Source organism: Allobosea sp. GW822-FHT03F07 (assembly GCF_058801345.1).
Window position 1 is genome coordinate 679,017 of the sequence record NZ_JBXAND010000001.1, and the last position, 14,389, is coordinate 693,405.

At 65.5% G+C, this 14,389-nt stretch carries 15 protein-coding genes; 6 read left to right on the forward strand and 9 right to left on the reverse strand.

Features of this window, described 5'->3' with window-relative positions; genetic code table 11:
* Positions 1 to 135: 135 nt before the first annotated feature.
* Together AC1RMY_RS03260 and AC1RMY_RS03265 are read right to left on the reverse strand one after the other, a co-directional pair.
* Positions 136 to 1,035, reverse strand: coding sequence for a DUF6662 family protein (locus tag AC1RMY_RS03260; RefSeq protein ID WP_492862508.1), 900 nt, complete (start codon positions 1,033 to 1,035; stop codon positions 136 to 138).
* A 176-nt stretch (positions 1,036 to 1,211) separates the two neighbouring features.
* Positions 1,212 to 1,793: an NUDIX hydrolase gene (locus AC1RMY_RS03265; RefSeq protein WP_492862509.1), complete on the reverse strand. Its 582-nt coding sequence runs from the start codon at positions 1,791 to 1,793 to the stop codon at positions 1,212 to 1,214.
* 217 nt (positions 1,794 to 2,010) lie between these two features.
* On the opposite strand from AC1RMY_RS03265, the gene AC1RMY_RS03270 reads away from it, so the two are divergent.
* Positions 2,011 to 2,793, forward strand: a complete 783-nt coding sequence (locus tag AC1RMY_RS03270; RefSeq protein WP_492862510.1) for a hypothetical protein — start codon at positions 2,011 to 2,013, stop codon at positions 2,791 to 2,793.
* 4 nt (positions 2,794 to 2,797) lie between these two features.
* Positions 2,798 to 3,280 (forward strand): hypothetical protein, encoded by a 483-nt coding sequence (locus AC1RMY_RS03275; protein WP_492862511.1) that lies wholly within the window; start codon positions 2,798 to 2,800, stop codon positions 3,278 to 3,280.
* Positions 3,281 to 3,340: 60 nt separating this feature from the next.
* Here AC1RMY_RS03275 and AC1RMY_RS03280 read toward each other — a convergent pair whose 3' ends face one another.
* The 3 genes from AC1RMY_RS03280 to AC1RMY_RS03290 all read right to left on the reverse strand — a co-directional run bounded on the left by AC1RMY_RS03280 (position 3,341) and on the right by AC1RMY_RS03290 (position 5,990).
* A complete protein-coding gene (locus AC1RMY_RS03280) occupies positions 3,341 to 4,018 on the reverse strand; it encodes an isochorismatase family protein (RefSeq protein WP_492862512.1) in 678 nt (225 codons plus the stop codon).
* Positions 4,019 to 4,194: 176 nt separating this feature from the next.
* On the reverse strand, positions 4,195 to 4,851 hold the full coding sequence (locus AC1RMY_RS03285) for a pyridoxamine 5'-phosphate oxidase family protein (protein WP_492862513.1): 657 nt from the start codon (positions 4,849 to 4,851) through the stop codon (positions 4,195 to 4,197).
* 170 nt (positions 4,852 to 5,021) lie between these two features.
* Positions 5,022 to 5,990 (reverse strand): MBL fold metallo-hydrolase, encoded by a 969-nt coding sequence (locus AC1RMY_RS03290; protein WP_492862514.1) that lies wholly within the window; start codon positions 5,988 to 5,990, stop codon positions 5,022 to 5,024.
* A 144-nt stretch (positions 5,991 to 6,134) separates the two neighbouring features.
* Here AC1RMY_RS03290 and AC1RMY_RS03295 point away from each other — a divergent pair, with 144 nt between their 5' ends.
* Positions 6,135 to 7,040, forward strand: coding sequence for a LysR family transcriptional regulator (locus tag AC1RMY_RS03295; protein ID WP_492863550.1), 906 nt, complete (start codon positions 6,135 to 6,137; stop codon positions 7,038 to 7,040).
* A 138-nt stretch (positions 7,041 to 7,178) separates the two neighbouring features.
* On the opposite strand, the gene aceB is transcribed toward AC1RMY_RS03295, so the two are convergent.
* The gene (gene aceB / locus AC1RMY_RS03300) at positions 7,179 to 8,801 is read right to left on the reverse strand and encodes a malate synthase A (RefSeq protein WP_492862515.1); all 1,623 of its coding nucleotides are present in this window, start codon (positions 8,799 to 8,801) and stop codon (positions 7,179 to 7,181) included.
* Here aceB and AC1RMY_RS03305 point away from each other — a divergent pair.
* From AC1RMY_RS03305 to AC1RMY_RS03315, 3 genes are all read left to right on the forward strand, one after another.
* The gene (locus AC1RMY_RS03305; protein ID WP_492862516.1) at positions 8,800 to 8,976 is read left to right on the forward strand and encodes a hypothetical protein; all 177 of its coding nucleotides are present in this window, start codon (positions 8,800 to 8,802) and stop codon (positions 8,974 to 8,976) included. The two genes, aceB and AC1RMY_RS03305, sit on opposite strands and share 2 nt — an antisense overlap.
* 112 nt (positions 8,977 to 9,088) lie before the next feature.
* Positions 9,089 to 10,336, forward strand: a complete 1,248-nt coding sequence (locus AC1RMY_RS03310) for a vWA domain-containing protein (protein ID WP_492862517.1) — start codon at positions 9,089 to 9,091, stop codon at positions 10,334 to 10,336.
* A gap of 203 nt (positions 10,337 to 10,539) precedes the next feature.
* Positions 10,540 to 11,823, forward strand: a complete 1,284-nt coding sequence (locus AC1RMY_RS03315) for a TadE/TadG family type IV pilus assembly protein (protein ID WP_492862518.1) — start codon at positions 10,540 to 10,542, stop codon at positions 11,821 to 11,823.
* A gap of 60 nt (positions 11,824 to 11,883) precedes the next feature.
* On the opposite strand, the gene AC1RMY_RS03320 is transcribed toward AC1RMY_RS03315, so the two are convergent.
* From AC1RMY_RS03320 to ygfZ, 3 genes are all read right to left on the reverse strand, one after another.
* Positions 11,884 to 12,483, reverse strand: a complete 600-nt coding sequence (locus AC1RMY_RS03320) for a YfbR-like 5'-deoxynucleotidase (RefSeq protein ID WP_492862519.1) — start codon at positions 12,481 to 12,483, stop codon at positions 11,884 to 11,886.
* 172 nt (positions 12,484 to 12,655) lie between these two features.
* Positions 12,656 to 13,315, reverse strand: coding sequence for a DNA-3-methyladenine glycosylase I (locus AC1RMY_RS03325; RefSeq protein ID WP_492862520.1), 660 nt, complete (start codon positions 13,313 to 13,315; stop codon positions 12,656 to 12,658).
* Positions 13,312 to 14,196, reverse strand: a complete 885-nt coding sequence (gene ygfZ, locus AC1RMY_RS03330; RefSeq protein WP_492862521.1) for a CAF17-like 4Fe-4S cluster assembly/insertion protein YgfZ — start codon at positions 14,194 to 14,196, stop codon at positions 13,312 to 13,314. Before ygfZ ends, AC1RMY_RS03325 begins: the two co-directional genes overlap by 4 nt.
* Positions 14,197 to 14,389 lie beyond the last annotated feature (193 nt).

Genomic DNA, 14,389 nt, shown 5'->3' on the forward strand with positions numbered 1-14,389 from the left:
GGGTGGAGTATCTCTACGCGATCGCTGATAGGATACTGGCCTGGAGTATGTCAACGTGATGGCGGCCCCGTACAAAACGAAAAGGCGGCCGCGTCGCCGCGGCCGCCTTTTCGAGCAGAGTGAAGGACTGGAGCCTCAGAAGCTGTAGGCGGCCTTCACCTTAACGAGGTGCTGGCTGAAATTGGTCAGGTCGAGATTGCCCGGCTCGTTTTTCGCCTTGCCCGCGACCTGGATGTTGTAGGCTGCCGAGATCGCGAACTGCTTGGTCGCCTGCCAGAACACGCCGGGGCCCGCGAAGGTGGCGTAGCCCGCCTCCTTGCCGAAGCCGAGCGTGTTGTGAGCGCGCTGATGGCGGACCTCGCCGCTGAGATAGACGCCGTCCAGCACCTGCCAGGCGAGCGAGCCACTGAGCGTGAAGGTCGAGGAGCGGGCGTAAGGGTCCGGCCCTGTCCAGGTCATGTCCTGCGAGAGGTTGAGCGCGGCGTAGAGCTTGCCGGGTACGAGCGTCTTGTCGGCGAAGAGGCGCAGGCCCGTGTTGTAGGTGGTGAAGCGTCCGGCGCCGTCGGGGTCGGTCCGGTTGAAGCTCGGGTCGATCACCACGGTCAGGCCGATGCCGTGCATGTCGCGGCCGAGGAGCTTGTACTTGGTCTCGATGCCGGCGCCGAAGCTGCGCTCGTCGGCGCTGACGCCGGCGAAGGAGGAGCGCGAGAAGCCGCCGAGCAGGTAAGGACCGACTTCGAGGCAGGGCGCGAGGCCGTATGAGCCCTGAAGCTGCAAGCCGTTGCTGTTGGACGAGCCCAGCCGCGTGCCATAGGCGCCGCCATAAGTCAGGCTCGCGCCAAAGGAGCCGGGATCGGCCACATCCGACCCGGTCGTGAAGCCGAAGGCGTCGGTGGGGATGCCCTCGCTTTCGGTACAGGCGGAGGCGACGGGCGGCGCGGCGGGGGCGCCCTTGCGCGAGGGCAGGTCGGCGGCGAAGGAGGCGGTCGCCGCGCCCGAGAGGAGGGCAGCGGCGGCGAGATGTTTCAGCGACATGGGGCAGGTTCCGGTTGCGTCGAGTCGATTTTATGCAAATGCGAATGATTTGCAATAGAGTCTGCGCGTTGACGTTGATTCAGTCTGCCCTTTGGCCGGGCTGCTGACGAGAGGATGCGGGCGCTAGAAATTGTAATAAAGTTACATGTTGCAATGCGGCAACATTGGGTCTTGGCTCAGCGCGGGGGCGTCAGGGTCCGAATCCGGGCGAGCGCGAGGGGGGCGATGTCCACGAGTTCCTCCAGCGGCTTCCAGGCGGCGGCATGGACCTCCTCGATCTGGGCGACGAGCGGCAGCGCCGGATCGGCCAGGAAGAGATATTGCAGGTCGTGATGGATATGGGCGGGTTCGGCCTTCGCCGGCTTGCCGGGCACGTCGTGGCTGTCGATGAAGAAGGGCAGGTCGCCGCCCTGGTGCCAGGGATGCAGCGCAAGGCCCTGTACGCCGGTCTCCTCCAGCGCCTCGCGTGCCGCAGACGCAGCGAAGGTCGGGGCGTCCTCCCAATGGCCGCCGGGCTGAAGCCAGCGGCCGATCACGACATGGTCGATCAGCAGGATGCGCGCATGGTCGGGCGAAAGCACATAGGCGCTGGTTGTGACATGGCCGGGGAAGGTGTCGCGCCGGTCGAGCGCATCGCCCTGGGCGATCTGCCAGCGCAGCAGCGAGAGATGCTCGCGCGGGCCCGCGACCTCGGCCCTGTAGCGCGTAACGGCCTCGGTCAGGCGGGCGAGGAAGGCGGTGTTCGCGGTGGTGCTCATGTGTCGGCAGTAGATGATTCGCCGCCGCCGTGCAGCGACCGCCTTCGGGCGCGGCGACAATTCGGCAACCGAATTCGGTGAATTTCGCCGGCTTCCGTAGCTGTCGCGGCGTGATTTGCTTGCGTCGGCAAGCGAGATGTGGCTTTTCGCGTGCGCTCTCCAAACAAGGCTGCGGATTTCGGTGCAGGACCAACTCGTCTGTCCCTATTGCGATGCCGTGCTCAACGGCAACGCATTGTCGTGCCGCTGCTGCGGCCGCGACCTGACGCCCGTCCTGCCGCTGCTGCGCCGCCTCAATGCGGCTGAGGCGCGCCTTGCCAGCCTCGATGCGTTCGAGGGGCGTATCGCCAGCTTGGAGCAGGCGCAGGAGCGGCGTCGCTTTCGGGCCGAGGTTGTGGAAGCCAGCGATGGCGGCGAAGCCGAAGCGGGGGAGAGTGCGGAAGTGGAGAGTCCTTTCCGGCTCGTCGCCGCACGCCGGCGCTTCTGGGTGCTCCCGATCGGCTTCCTCGCACTCATGGCCGCTTACTGGACGGTGGTTCTGGGGCTCGACCTGTCGCTCTCCGTGTTGCGGCTGTCCTCGATGGCCATCCCCTTCGCCACCGGCCTGTTCTATTTCGGCGTGCGCCCGCGCATGAGCGGGCTCGATGCGGCCGTCGCCGTGTTGTTCGCGATTTTTTCCGTCGCGGCGATGAACGCATTGCTGGGTTGGATCGACAACATCCCGTTGCTGCCGCAAGGAGTCGCCGCCTGGCGCGAAACGTCGTTCTACGCGCTGAGCATAGGCGCCTCCATGTTCGCCGGCATGTTGCTGCGCGTCACGCAGGCTGCCTTGAGCGCAAAGGGCCTCGCCTCGGTGCCGGCACTCCGAAAGGGGCTGCTCGCAGTGAACGGCAAGATGCCGATGGACACGCTCAAGGCCGTGGAGACGACCATCCTTCTCGCCAGCACCGCATTGTCGATCATGACCGGCCTAATCGCCGGTCTTCTGGGAGTGAAGTGAAACGATGACCAAGACGACGCTCATCCGGCACCTCCTGGCTGCCATGTTCGCTGCGGCTGTTGCCGCCGCCATTCCGTTCACCGCCGCGAAAGCCGCGGAGCCGGTCCAACTCATCACCCGCGAGGAGGCCGGATTGCCGGCTCCCGACGCGTCGGGCAGCGCCGTGCGCAACCTGACCCGCGGCCCTGGCATCGACACGCAGGGCACGCTGGGCTCGGGCGTCGCCGGCAAGCCGCTGCGGCTGGCGGTCAAGTTCCTGCCGAGCAATGGCGTCCCGATCGATCCCGAGAGCGTGCGCGTGATCTATCGCCGCCAGCCGGCGCTCGACGTCACCACGCGGGTCAAGGCGTTCATCACCGCGCAGGGCATCGAGGCGCCTGCCGTACTCGTGCCGCCCGGCAAGCATGTCATTGAGATCCAGGCTGTCGACAAGGAAGGGCGGGTCGGGCGCAGCCAGATGACCCTGAACATCGCGCCGGCGTCGTAGGGACGGGCTGCTACGCGAACCCCTGCCCCTCGTGGGAAGGGCAGGCGCGCGCCTGACCGGCTACCGCGCCTGCAAGGCTGCCTCCTGCGCCCGCTGATAGCTCTCCATCACCGCGGCATAGTTCGGAGCGACGAGCCCGTAGAGTTGGGCGAGGCTGGCAGCCTCCGGTCGAGCCCAGGTTCGGTGAAGTTCCGACAAGAGCGCGTTGGTCGTGGTCGGCTTGACGCCGCCTTGCACGAAGCGTGCGAGAGAGGTGCGCGACGCCATTTCACTCGGATCGCCCGACGCGTCGATCACGGCGTAGACATCGTATCCCGCCGCGCGTGCGTCGAGTGCAGGAAACATGACGCAGACGCTGGTCCAGACACCGGCCATGACGAGCGTCTTGCGGCCGGTCGCCTGGACCTGCGCCACGAAGTCCGCGTTGTCCCAGGCGTTCACCTCGCCCTTGCGCGCGACGTAGACAGCGTGCGGGGCGAGTTGATGGATCTCCGGCATGAGCGGTCCGTTCGTGCCGGCGGGTTCCGAAGCGGTGGTGACCACCGGAATGTTCAGCAGCGTGCACAGCCTGGCGATCATCTCCACATTGCGCCGAAGGTCGGCGACCGGGATATCCTTCACCGTCTGGAACAGCCCGGACTGATGATCGAGCAGAAGAACCAGCGTATCGGACGGGTCCATGAGCGCCGCGCCGCCGCCTGTCGGAAGCACGCTTGGCTTTTTCGACGACGATTCCATCGATCTTCTCCAATGTTCTCGTTGATGCGCTGGCGGGGTTGGCTGCGAAATCGAGTTGCTACGGAAGCTGCCCCCTTCGCGTGTTGCCTGAATTCATCGATCCAGGTGACGCTGCGTCTGTCGATGAGACATGACCGGCGTCGATTCAGGCCTCTTTGCGGATGCGAATAGGCTTTTCAAGCCGGCGGATTGGCGGTTCGAGTGGCGATCTCGCGCCGCAGGCGCTCGTTTTCCGCGCGCAGGCCCTTCAGTTCGTCGCGCACGGGTTCGAGCGCAGACTCCAGTTCGGCCTCGGTGAAACGCGGCGTGATGTGCTGGGGGCAGTTCCAGTCGAACGCCTCGACCGCGATCAGGACGAGGCGCTCGACGCGCCCCGCATAGCCCGGCACGGTCAGACGCTCTTCGAGAGCGGGGTCGTCCCCGGCGTCGATGACGCGCATGCGGCCGAAGACCTTCAGGCGCCTCTGGTGCAGGTAATCCATCAGGAAAAGCGACACACGGTCATTCGCCTGGACGTTGCCGGTCGTGATGTACTGACGATTGCCGCGGAAATCCGCGAAGCCCAATGTGCCGCTGTCGACGACACGCAGGAAGCCTGCAGGCCCGCCGCGAAACTGGACATAGGGCCAGCCCGACTCGGAGACGCTGGCCAGATAGAAGCCGTCGCGCGCAGCAATGAATTCCTGCTCGGCGGCGCCGATGCGCTGGTTGCGAACGGGCTCGTCGGGATTCGAGCGAGCGTCGGCGCGCGCCCACTGGTGGGCGCTGCCATAGTGCTCGCGCGCCGCCCTCACCGAGGGCGTCGACGCGATCTCGAGATATCTGTGACCCATGATGCCTCTCCCGATCGCGCCGCGAGCCGGCGAAGTCGTCCGAATGCGATGAACCCTTTAGATCATCGGACCGAACATCGTGCTCGGTCCGATGATCTAGCCTTTTGTTTTGCATCGGCTTTTCCGAAAACCGCATTCCACTTTTCGGGCCGATGCTCCAGGTTCCAAGGTCAGGTCTGGAGAGCCCAGTCCGCGACCTGCCAGCGCAACTGCCCGCGGTCGGAGACAATACGGCCGAGGCCCGGGAAGGGCATGTGCGTCGCGGCGATCAGCGCGCCTTCCGCTGCGGCGAGCGGAAAGAACCGGTCCCGCATCGCCTTGGCAGCCGCGCGATCCTGCTCGAACAGGAAGTTCACGTCGGTCGCGACGGGATGCACGACTGGAAAGACCATGTCGGACACCATGATGAGGCTCTGGCCGGCATCCTCGATCCGGACGCCGATATGCCCGGGCGTATGGCCGGTCAGATCGACGATCGAGATGCCGCGCAGGATGTCACGCGGGCCGTCGATCGCCTGCAGCCGCGGGTAGAGGCGCACGACATCCGTCGCCATGCGGAAGCTGGTCTGCAGATAGTCGGGGGCGGCGTTGCGCTTCGCCGGGTCGGTCCAATGGGTGACGTCGCGCCGGTCGATGTAGAGCTCGGCATTGGGGAAGTTGTTCTGCCCACCGGAGATCAGACCGCCCATGTGATCCTGATGCATGTGGGTCACGATCACGGCGTCGATCTGATCTCGACGCAGGCCGCGGGCGGCAAGCGCCTGCGGCAATGCGCCGGTCTGCCCGATCGACCCGGCCGGGCCTGTATCGAGCAGAATCCTGCGCTCGTCATCCTCGATCAAATACTGGTTGAACACGAAGCGGACACCGCTCGGCCGGGCGACGAACTGCGCGGTTGCCGCCTGCTCGACCTCGGCGGCCGTGCGGCCGGGGAAAAAGGTGTACGGCATGTCCGCATAGCCGTCGGTGAGCGCCGTCACGGTAAAGCGGCCGATCCGGATCTGCGCGAGGGGCGTCACAATGGCTTCCGCGGAAGGCGCGGCCACGCTCCGGGCTGGCGCGAGAAGAGGGACAAGGCCCCCTGCGAGGAGGCCGAGCGGAAGACCGCCCGCGAAGGCGCGGCGAGAAAGATTCGACATGATTTGCTCCGTCTGATCACTGACGCGACCTGAGGCGTGCCGTCCAGACTGGCCCCAACCGCCTGGTCCCTAAACTATTCCCTCCCTTCCAGTTGGAGTATCCTGCGGTATCGGGAGCCATCCTCCCGCATGGCGGGAGGAAAGATGGACAGGTTCGAGGCCATGTCGGTTCTGCTGGACGTCGTCGACGCCGGCAGTCTTTCGGCCGGAGCGCGGCAGTTGCGCGCCCCGCTCTCCACAGTCAGCCGCAAGATCGCCGAGTTCGAGCAGCATCTGGGCTCGCGGCTGTTGATCCGCACCAGCCGGGGGATTGCCCTGACCGACGCCGGCCGCGCCTTCGTCGCCGCCTCCCGGCGCATTCTGGGACAGTTGGAAGAGGCGGAGCGCGAGGCCGCCGGCGAACACAACGCGGCCCGCGGCGGGCTGCAGGTCACGGCGCCGATCGCCTTCGGGGAACGCCATCTCCTGCCTGTCGCCCTGGGTTTCCTGGCAGAACAGCCCGAAATCAAGCTGCGCCTGATCCTGGCCGACCAGCAGCTCAATCTGGCGGACGAGCATATCGACGTGGCCCTGCGCATCGGGCATCTGGCGGACAGCACGCTGATCGCGACCCGGGTCGGCACGGTGCGCCGGGTCATCTGCGCCAGCCCCGCCTACCTCGCCCGGCGCGGTGTCCCACGCGTGCCGGAGGATCTGGCGCTGCATGACGGAATCAGCTTCCAGGGCTTCGCGGTCGCCCCGGAGTCGCGCTACCGGCGGGACAGCGCGGCCTTCGCGGTCGACCCGCATCCGAGGCTTGCCGTCAATACGACGGAGGCCGCCATCCAGGCCGCCTTGGCCGGCTTCGGGATCGTCCGCCTGCTGTCCTATCAGGTGGAGGAGGAATTGCGCTCCGGCCAGTTGCAGGTCCTCCTGCCCGACTTTGCGCCGGAGCCGCTGCCGGTCAGCCTGATCTATCCAGAGGCGGACCTGCTGCCGCTGAAGGTGCGATGCTTCCTGGACTGGACCGTGCCGCGCCTCCGGGACCGGCTGGCCGCCCTCCATGCGTAGCGGTCGAGAGCAGGATGGCAGCAATGCCGGCAGACCGCGCGCGATCCGCCGGTGACACAGTGAGGGCTCTCCGCCATGCGTCGATGCGCGGCGAGGAAACCCGGCGCCACTCCGAGGTGGCGCCGGTCGATGTCGCTTTCAGCCCAGCTTCCCGTAAGCCGGCACGGTGAGGAAATCCTCGAATTCCGGCGCCAGCGACAGCTTCGAGAACAGCTCGATCGCTTCCGGGAAGCGGCCCTTGGCGTAGTTCTCGGCGCCGACTTCGCCCTTCACCCGCTCCATCTCCTCGGCGAGGCAGCGCTTGAACAGTTCGGGCGTGACCTTGGTCTTGCCGTCGACCTCGACGCCGTAGCTGACGAACTGCCAGATCTGGGCGCGGCTGATCTCGGCCGTCGCGGCGTCCTCCATCATGTTGTAGATCGGCACGGCGCCGCGGCCGCGCAGCCAGGCTTCGAGATATTGCACGCCGACGCGGATGTTCTCGCGGAAGCCTTCCTCCGAGCGCGTGCCCTCATGGACCTGCAGCAGGTCCTTCGTGCCGACATTCACGTCCTCGCGCTTCTTGTCGAGCTGGTTCGGCTGCGGCATCAGCCGGTCGAAGACCTCCATAGCGACGGGGACGAGGTCGGGATGGGCGACCCAGGTGCCGTCATGGCCGTTGCCGGCCTCGCGCTCCTTGTCGGCCTTGACCTTGGCGAAGGCCGCCGCATTGGCTTCCGGGTTGTTCTTGACCGGGATCTGCGCGGCCATGCCGCCCATGGCGAAGGCGCCCCGGCGGTGGCAGGTCTTGATCAGCAGCAGCGAATAGGCGTTGAGGAAGGCCTTGGTCATGACGACCTGCGAACGGTCGGGCAGGACATAGGCCGGGTTGCGGGCGAGCTTCTTGATGAAGGAAAAGATGTAGTCCCAGCGGCCGCAATTGAGGCCGGCCATGTGGTCGCGCAGCTCGTACAGGATCTCGTCCATCTCGAAGGCGGCTGGCAGCGTCTCGATCAGGACGGTCGCCTTGATCGTGCCGGTCTTGAGGCCGAGCGCGTTCTGGGCGGCGACGAAGACATCGTTCCAGAGCCGTGCCTCGAGGTGGCTCTCGAGCTTCGGCAGGTAGAAATAGGGGCCCGAGCCCGCCGCCAGCGCCGCCTTGGCGTTGTGGAAGAGATAGAGGCCGAAATCGACCAGCGAGCCCGAGGCGATCTCGCCGTCGATCTCGATATGGGCTTCCGGCAGGTGCCAGCCGCGCGGGCGGATGATCAGCACGGCGGGCTTCGGCCCGAGCTTGTAGGCCTTGCCGGTGGTCGGCTCAGTGAAGTCGATCCGGTTGGCCCAGCGATCCCGGAGGTTGATCTGGCCCTCGACCATGTTGGCCCAGACCGGCGAGGAGGCGTCCTCGAAATCGGCCATGAAGACCTTCGCGCCGGAGTTCAGCGCGTTGACGATCATCTTGCGGTCGACGGGGCCGGTGATCTCGACGCGACGGTCGAGCAGATCGGCCGGGATCGGCGCAACCTTCCAGTCGCCTTCGCGGATATGGCGGGTCTCGGCCAGGAAATCGGGCGTCTCGCCGGCGTCGAAGCGCTTCTGGCGCTCGGCGCGCAGCGAGAGCAGGCGCTTCCTCGTCTCGTTGAAGCGGCGCTGCAGCTCGGCCACGAAGGCGAGCGCGTCATGGCTCAGCACCTCGTCATAGCGGTCGGCGATGGCGCCCTTGACGACGACGCCCTTGGGAAGGGTGAGGGCCTTGGGCAAGGTGTGGGAAGGCTGCGACATGACCGTTTCCTTTCGACGCGGTGCCATCTGCGAGACTGCGACGGTTATGCGGCGAAAGCGGGTTTCTCGAAATCCGGAAAAGAGCGAGATCACCTTTGCAAAATTGGAAATAATCGAGCGCGCCGGCTGCGAGGCTGCGGCCGCGTTCGAGACAAATCGATACGAAAATGTCTGAAAAATCGGCAAATCGGAGGCTTGCAAACAATTTGACAGATTGATTTCAGCCCCGTGCAAGCCCCGCGGGCGCGTGCTTGGAGGCTGGAGTTGTCACCAGGGGGGATCAGGCAATGGCTCTGCGAGGCTGGCTGCTGAAGCGTCTGCGTGCGCTGCGTTCCGAAGAACGCGGCAATGTCCTCGTCATGTTCGGCTTCGCGCTGGTGCCCGTGATCGGGCTGACCGGCGCCACCATCGACTATTCGCGTGCCACCTCGGCGCGCCAAGTGCTCAACGCCGCGGTCGATTCGGCGGCGCTGATGGCGGCGCGCGATGCAGCCAAGCTCTCGGATGCCGAGCTGCGCAGCCGGATCGACAAGTGGATCGTGGCGAATCTACATGGCGATGCCGCGAAGGGCTTCACGAGCGCGACCACGGTGATCGACCGCACGGCGCGCACGATCGCCATCGAGGCGAAGCTCAACGTCGACACCAGCCTGACGCGGGTGCTCGGCAAGGACGCCATGACGATCAGCAGCAAGTCGCAGTCGACCTGGGGCACGAACACGATCGAGTTGGCGCTGGCGCTCGACAATACCGGGTCGATGGCGTCGTCCGGCAAAATGGATGCGCTGAAGACGGCGGCGACCAACCTGATCGACATCATGAAGGATGCGACGACGGAGACCGACCAGATCAAGGTCTCGATCGTGCCCTTCGCCACGCAGGTCAAGATCGCGACCAGCTTCAAGGACGAGACCTGGTTGCGCTTCGACCAGACCAAAGGCAGTGGCTGGAACAAGCAGACGATCACCAAATCCACCTGGACGGGCTGCGTCAGCGATCGCGACCAGCCCAACGACGTCAAGGACAACGAGACCATCCTCGCCTACGGGACGCTGTACCCGGCCGATTTCTGCGCGCAGTCGACTCTGGCGCCGATCCTGCCGCTGACAGCGGACTGGGCGGCCCTGAAGACCTCGATCAACGGCATGACTCCGGTCGGCAATACCAACGTCACGATCGGTGCGATCTGGGGCATGGCGACTCTGACGCCGGGCGTGCCTTTCACGCAGGCGCGCCCCTTCGCGACGCCGCGGCTGAACAAATACATGATCCTGCTGACAGATGGCGAAAACACGCAGAACCGTTTCACGAGCAACGGCGCCGCGATCGATGAGCGCACGAAGCTCGCCTGCCAGACGGCGAAGGATGCCGGCATCAGGGTTTACACCGTGCGCGTGATCAATGGCGACCGGACCCTGCTGCAGAACTGCGCCAGCGATGCGAGCATGTATTACGAGGTCAGCAGCGCCTCGCAGCTAACCCCGGTGTTCCAGCAGATCGCGCGCGAGATCAGCCAGGTGCGCCTGACGCATTGAGCCGGCGAAACATTCGAGGAAGTGCGTCTGCGCGGCTTGCTGCTTGTGGATTCGGGACAATGGCCCGGATCCGATGGTCGCACGAGCGTAAAATTTTTACCGAATTGAAGGTGAGGCCTGAATTCAGGCACCGATTTCATGGATTCGTAAGGTCCGATTCTCAAGGATCACGAAAGGTAAGGCGCACACCGAGGCATCAGGCTATGAACGGCCACGCGAAGCTGAAGCAGATCACCAAGTCCTTCGCGAGGGACCGGCGTGGCAATGTGGCGCTGATGTTCGCTTTCGCGCTGGTGCCGCTGATCAGCGCGGCCGGCGTCGTCATCGATTACAGCCGTGCCACGGCGGCGCGCGCGCGTCTCAACGCCGCTGCCGACAGCGCGGCACTGGCGGCGGTTTCGCAGGTGGCGATGCTGAAGACGGTGGCCGAGGCCAAGGCGGACGCCGAAAAGGTTTTCGACACCAATGCGGCCGAGTACAGGTCTATGCTCTCGATCCGCGAGGTCGAGGTCACCAATGTCGGGCTGAGCCGCACCGTCAAGGTGACCTATCGCGGCGATTTCCCGACGACGCTGATGTCGATGTTCGTCCCGTCCATGACTCTGGCATCGACCGCCGAGGCAGCGGGCGCGCGCGCTCCCTTCATCGATTTCTACCTGCTGTTGGACAATTCACCGTCGATGGGCGTGGCGGCGACGACAGCCGATATCGCGAAGATGGAAGCGGCGACCAAGTCCGTCCGGCAATGCGCCTTTGCCTGCCACGATCTCAGCAACCCCAACAATTTCTACAAGAAGGCGAAGCAGATCGGCGTCCAGATGCGGATCGACGTCGTTCGGAAGGCCTCGCAGGAGTTGATGGACACGGCTAAGTCGACGGCGACGCTGCCTCTGCAGTATCGCATGGCGACGTACACGCTCGGCCCATCCTGCGACGGCAAGAAATTGACCGAGATACAGGCGGTCACCAGCGATCTCGCCGCGGCGAAAACCTCGGCAAATGCGATTGACCTGATGACGATCCCCTATGACGGCTTCAACGCCGACCAGTGCACTGATTTCAACAAGGCGCTGCAGGATATCAAGGACATCATCCCGACTTCCAGGGATGGTTCGAGCCGAACCGATCCGCAAAGGGTGATGTATTTCGTTTCGGACGGCGTCGCCGACTACGCGAGCAGCAAGAGCGCCTGTTCGAAGAAGCTCTCCGGCAGCACGCGCTGCCAGGAGCCGATCAACATCCAGTATTGCGATGCGATCAAGAGCAAGGGCATCAAGATCGCCGTGCTCTATACGACTTATCTGCCGCTGCCATCCGACAATTGGTACAATACCTGGATCAAGCCGTTCCAGTCGGAAATTCCGAAGAAAATGGAAGCTTGCGCATCGCCGGGCCTGTTCTTCGAGGTCAGTCCGAGTCAGGGCATCTCCGAGGCGATGACGGCTCTGTTCCAGCGCATCGTGTCGAAGGCGCATCTCTCGCACTAGCGCCGGAGCCGATCAGGTCGAATCAACCTGATCGGCGCGCGCTCAAGGAAGCGGGCGACCTTACCCGGCGAGCGTGGTGAAGCGTTCGAGGAAGCGATCCTGCGCGGCTTGCGTGTCGAGCGGCGCGAGCAGGGCGGTGACATTGCGCGGCAGCGCCTGCGGGCGGCCGAAGAAGCGCAGCGCCTCCTCGCGTTCGAAACCCGCGAGTTCGGTCGCCTCGAGGAAGGCGGCGATGGTGTCGGCTTCCTTGGTCTTGCGCTTGAGCAGGGCCGGCGGCGCAGCGGGCAGGCCGAAGCGCAGATGGATCGCGCCGAGCAGCCTCGTCTCCACCGCCTTGTAGGCATCGCCCATCACGACCTTGAAGGGCGAGATCATGTCGCCGATGACGTATTCCGGCGCATCGTGCAGCAGCGCCATCAGCCGCCAGGCATCGGACCAGCCGGGGTTGAGATGATCGGCGATCGCCTCGACCAGCAGGCTGTGCTGGGCGACCGAAAAGGAATGCGGCCCTTGCGTCTGGCCGTTCCAGCGCGCGACGCGGGCGAGGCCATGGGCAATGTCCTCGATCTCGACATCGAGCGGCGAGGGGTCGAGCAGGTCGAGCCGGCGGCCGGACAGCATGCGCTGCCAGGCGCGGGGCGGGGCGGGAGCGCGGGCCATGCTCAGGCTGCCTCGATCGAAGCGCTCATCCCACGAGCCCTCATCCTGAGGAGCGCTTCGCAGGAGCGCGTCTCGAAGGATGATCCAGATGGTTCCGGAGCCTCCTCGACCATCCTTCGAGACGCCGCTCCGCGGCTCCTCAGGATGAGGGCTGAGAGGTGGAGATTCTGGGTCATGCCGGCCGCACGTCGCGCGCCAGCGCGGCGCATTCCTGCCAGCGGAAGCAGCCTGTGAGATGGTCGTTGACCAGTCCGCAGGCCTCCATGAAGGCGTAGACGATGGTCGGGCCGCAGAAGGTGAAGCCGGCCTTCTTCAGTTCCTTCGCCATCGCCTCGGAGAGTTTCGTCTGCGTTGGCACCTCGCTCTGCGAGCGAAAGCTGTTCTGCAGCACGCGGCCGTCGAGATGCTTCCAGAGGAAATCGGCGAAGGACTCGCGTTCGCTGACGGCTAGATAGGCGCGCGCGCTCCTGATCGTCCCCTCGATCTTGCCGCGATGGCGGATGATGCCGGGATCGGCCAGCAGCCGCTGCACATCGGCCTCACCGAAGCGGGCGACCGCCTCCGGCTCGAAGCCGGCAAAGCCGGCGCGAAAGGCGTCGCGCTTCCTGAGGATCGTGATCCAGGACAGGCCGGCCTGGAAGCCATCGAGGATCAGCTTCTCCCAGAGCGCGCGGGAGTCGTATTCCGGCACGCCCCATTCGGTGTCGTGATAAGCGAGGTAGAGCGGGTCGGTGCCCGGCCAGCGGCAGCGGAATTTGCCGTCCGGCCCCTGGATGGCGATGCGCTCTTCGCTCAAGGTCTTTGCCTCGCTTGCCGGCACTGCCTCGCTCATGTGGCGGCTCCGAAGCCGGCTTCGCCGGGGAAGGGGAAGCGGATGAAGTCGGGCTTGGCCAGGGTGAAGGCGAGCCCGCCGCCGAGCAGCGGTTCTCCCGCCGCCAGCGCATCCGCGACGCGGTCGAGCCGCAGCATGGCAAGGGCACGACCATTGGCGGCGGAGCCGACCTTGCCCAGCGTCTTGCCGCCCGCGGTCGCTTCCGAGCCCGTCTCGGCCGCGATGCCCTCGGTGAAGACGATCGGCACGACACGGGTGCGCGCCGTGCCGCGATGCTGCATGCGCGACACCACCTCCTGGCCGATATAGCAGCCCTTCTTGAAGGAAATGCCGCCGAGCTGGTCGAGCAGCGCCTCATGCGGGAAGGTGTCGCCATAGGCGAAATCCCTGCCGCCATCGGGGACGCCCAGCGTAATGCGCCGGGCGTGGTACGCATCGGCTGCCGCGCCGGCGACCGAAGCGACATCGTTGCGGTCGGTGATCGCGCGCTCGCCGAGCGCCGGCAAGCGCGGATCGGCATAGACGAGGCCGGCCTCGTCAGGCAGCGAGAAACCGCCGCTCGAGGCGACGACGGCCGCGATCTCGCTGAGATCATCGAGCGCGACCTTGGCGCGCAGCTTGTAGAGCTTCAGCCGTTTCATCAGATCGGGCACCTGCAGGAGCGGCACATCGAGGAGAAAGCCGCCGCGGTCCTCCTCCGGCACCGCGACCACGAGAAAATCGCCGATGATCTTGCCTTGCGGTGTCAGCAGCGCGCCATAGCCGGCTCGGTCGACCGTGACCGCATCCATGTCGTTGGTGACGATGTTCTGGAGGAAGTCGCGCGCATCCTCGCCGCTGACGCGGATGACGCCGCGATCGACCAGATGGGTGGCGGGCATGGACGGGGCTCCGATCCGGATTCGAAGGTCGAGGCGATAGGTAGGCGTATCGAGCCGTGTTCTCAACTCGCCTCCGCGCGCTCTTTCCGCTAACTCCCTTCGATCCGTTCAACCGCGCCGTCATCCCGGACGCAGCGAAGCGGAGATCCGGGATCCATGCCTGAACCGTTCCGGCATGGATCCCGGATCGGCG

Bases quoted from the DNA above. Each gene is read 5' to 3' on its own strand.
- AC1RMY_RS03315 (WP_492862518.1), top strand. From the start codon at position 10,540: ATGAACGGCCACGCGAAGCTGAAGCAGATCACCAAGTCCTTCGCGAGG.
- AC1RMY_RS03280 (WP_492862512.1), bottom strand. From the start codon at position 4,018: ATGGAATCGTCGTCGAAAAAGCCAAGCGTGCTTCCGACAGGCGGCGGC.
- AC1RMY_RS03295 (WP_492863550.1), top strand. From the start codon at position 6,135: ATGGACAGGTTCGAGGCCATGTCGGTTCTGCTGGACGTCGTCGACGCC.
- AC1RMY_RS03320 (WP_492862519.1), bottom strand. From the start codon at position 12,483: ATGGCCCGCGCTCCCGCCCCGCCCCGCGCCTGGCAGCGCATGCTGTCC.
- AC1RMY_RS03285 (WP_492862513.1), bottom strand. From the start codon at position 4,851: ATGGGTCACAGATATCTCGAGATCGCGTCGACGCCCTCGGTGAGGGCG.
- AC1RMY_RS03290 (WP_492862514.1), bottom strand. From the start codon at position 5,990: ATGTCGAATCTTTCTCGCCGCGCCTTCGCGGGCGGTCTTCCGCTCGGC.
- AC1RMY_RS03305 (WP_492862516.1), top strand. From the start codon at position 8,800: ATGACCGTTTCCTTTCGACGCGGTGCCATCTGCGAGACTGCGACGGTT.
- aceB (WP_492862515.1), bottom strand. From the start codon at position 8,801: ATGTCGCAGCCTTCCCACACCTTGCCCAAGGCCCTCACCCTTCCCAAG.
- ygfZ (WP_492862521.1), bottom strand. From the start codon at position 14,196: ATGCCCGCCACCCATCTGGTCGATCGCGGCGTCATCCGCGTCAGCGGC.
- AC1RMY_RS03260 (WP_492862508.1), bottom strand. From the start codon at position 1,035: ATGTCGCTGAAACATCTCGCCGCCGCTGCCCTCCTCTCGGGCGCGGCG.
- AC1RMY_RS03325 (WP_492862520.1), bottom strand. From the start codon at position 13,315: ATGAGCGAGGCAGTGCCGGCAAGCGAGGCAAAGACCTTGAGCGAAGAG.
- AC1RMY_RS03310 (WP_492862517.1), top strand. From the start codon at position 9,089: ATGGCTCTGCGAGGCTGGCTGCTGAAGCGTCTGCGTGCGCTGCGTTCC.
- AC1RMY_RS03265 (WP_492862509.1), bottom strand. From the start codon at position 1,793: ATGAGCACCACCGCGAACACCGCCTTCCTCGCCCGCCTGACCGAGGCC.
- AC1RMY_RS03275 (WP_492862511.1), top strand. From the start codon at position 2,798: ATGACCAAGACGACGCTCATCCGGCACCTCCTGGCTGCCATGTTCGCT.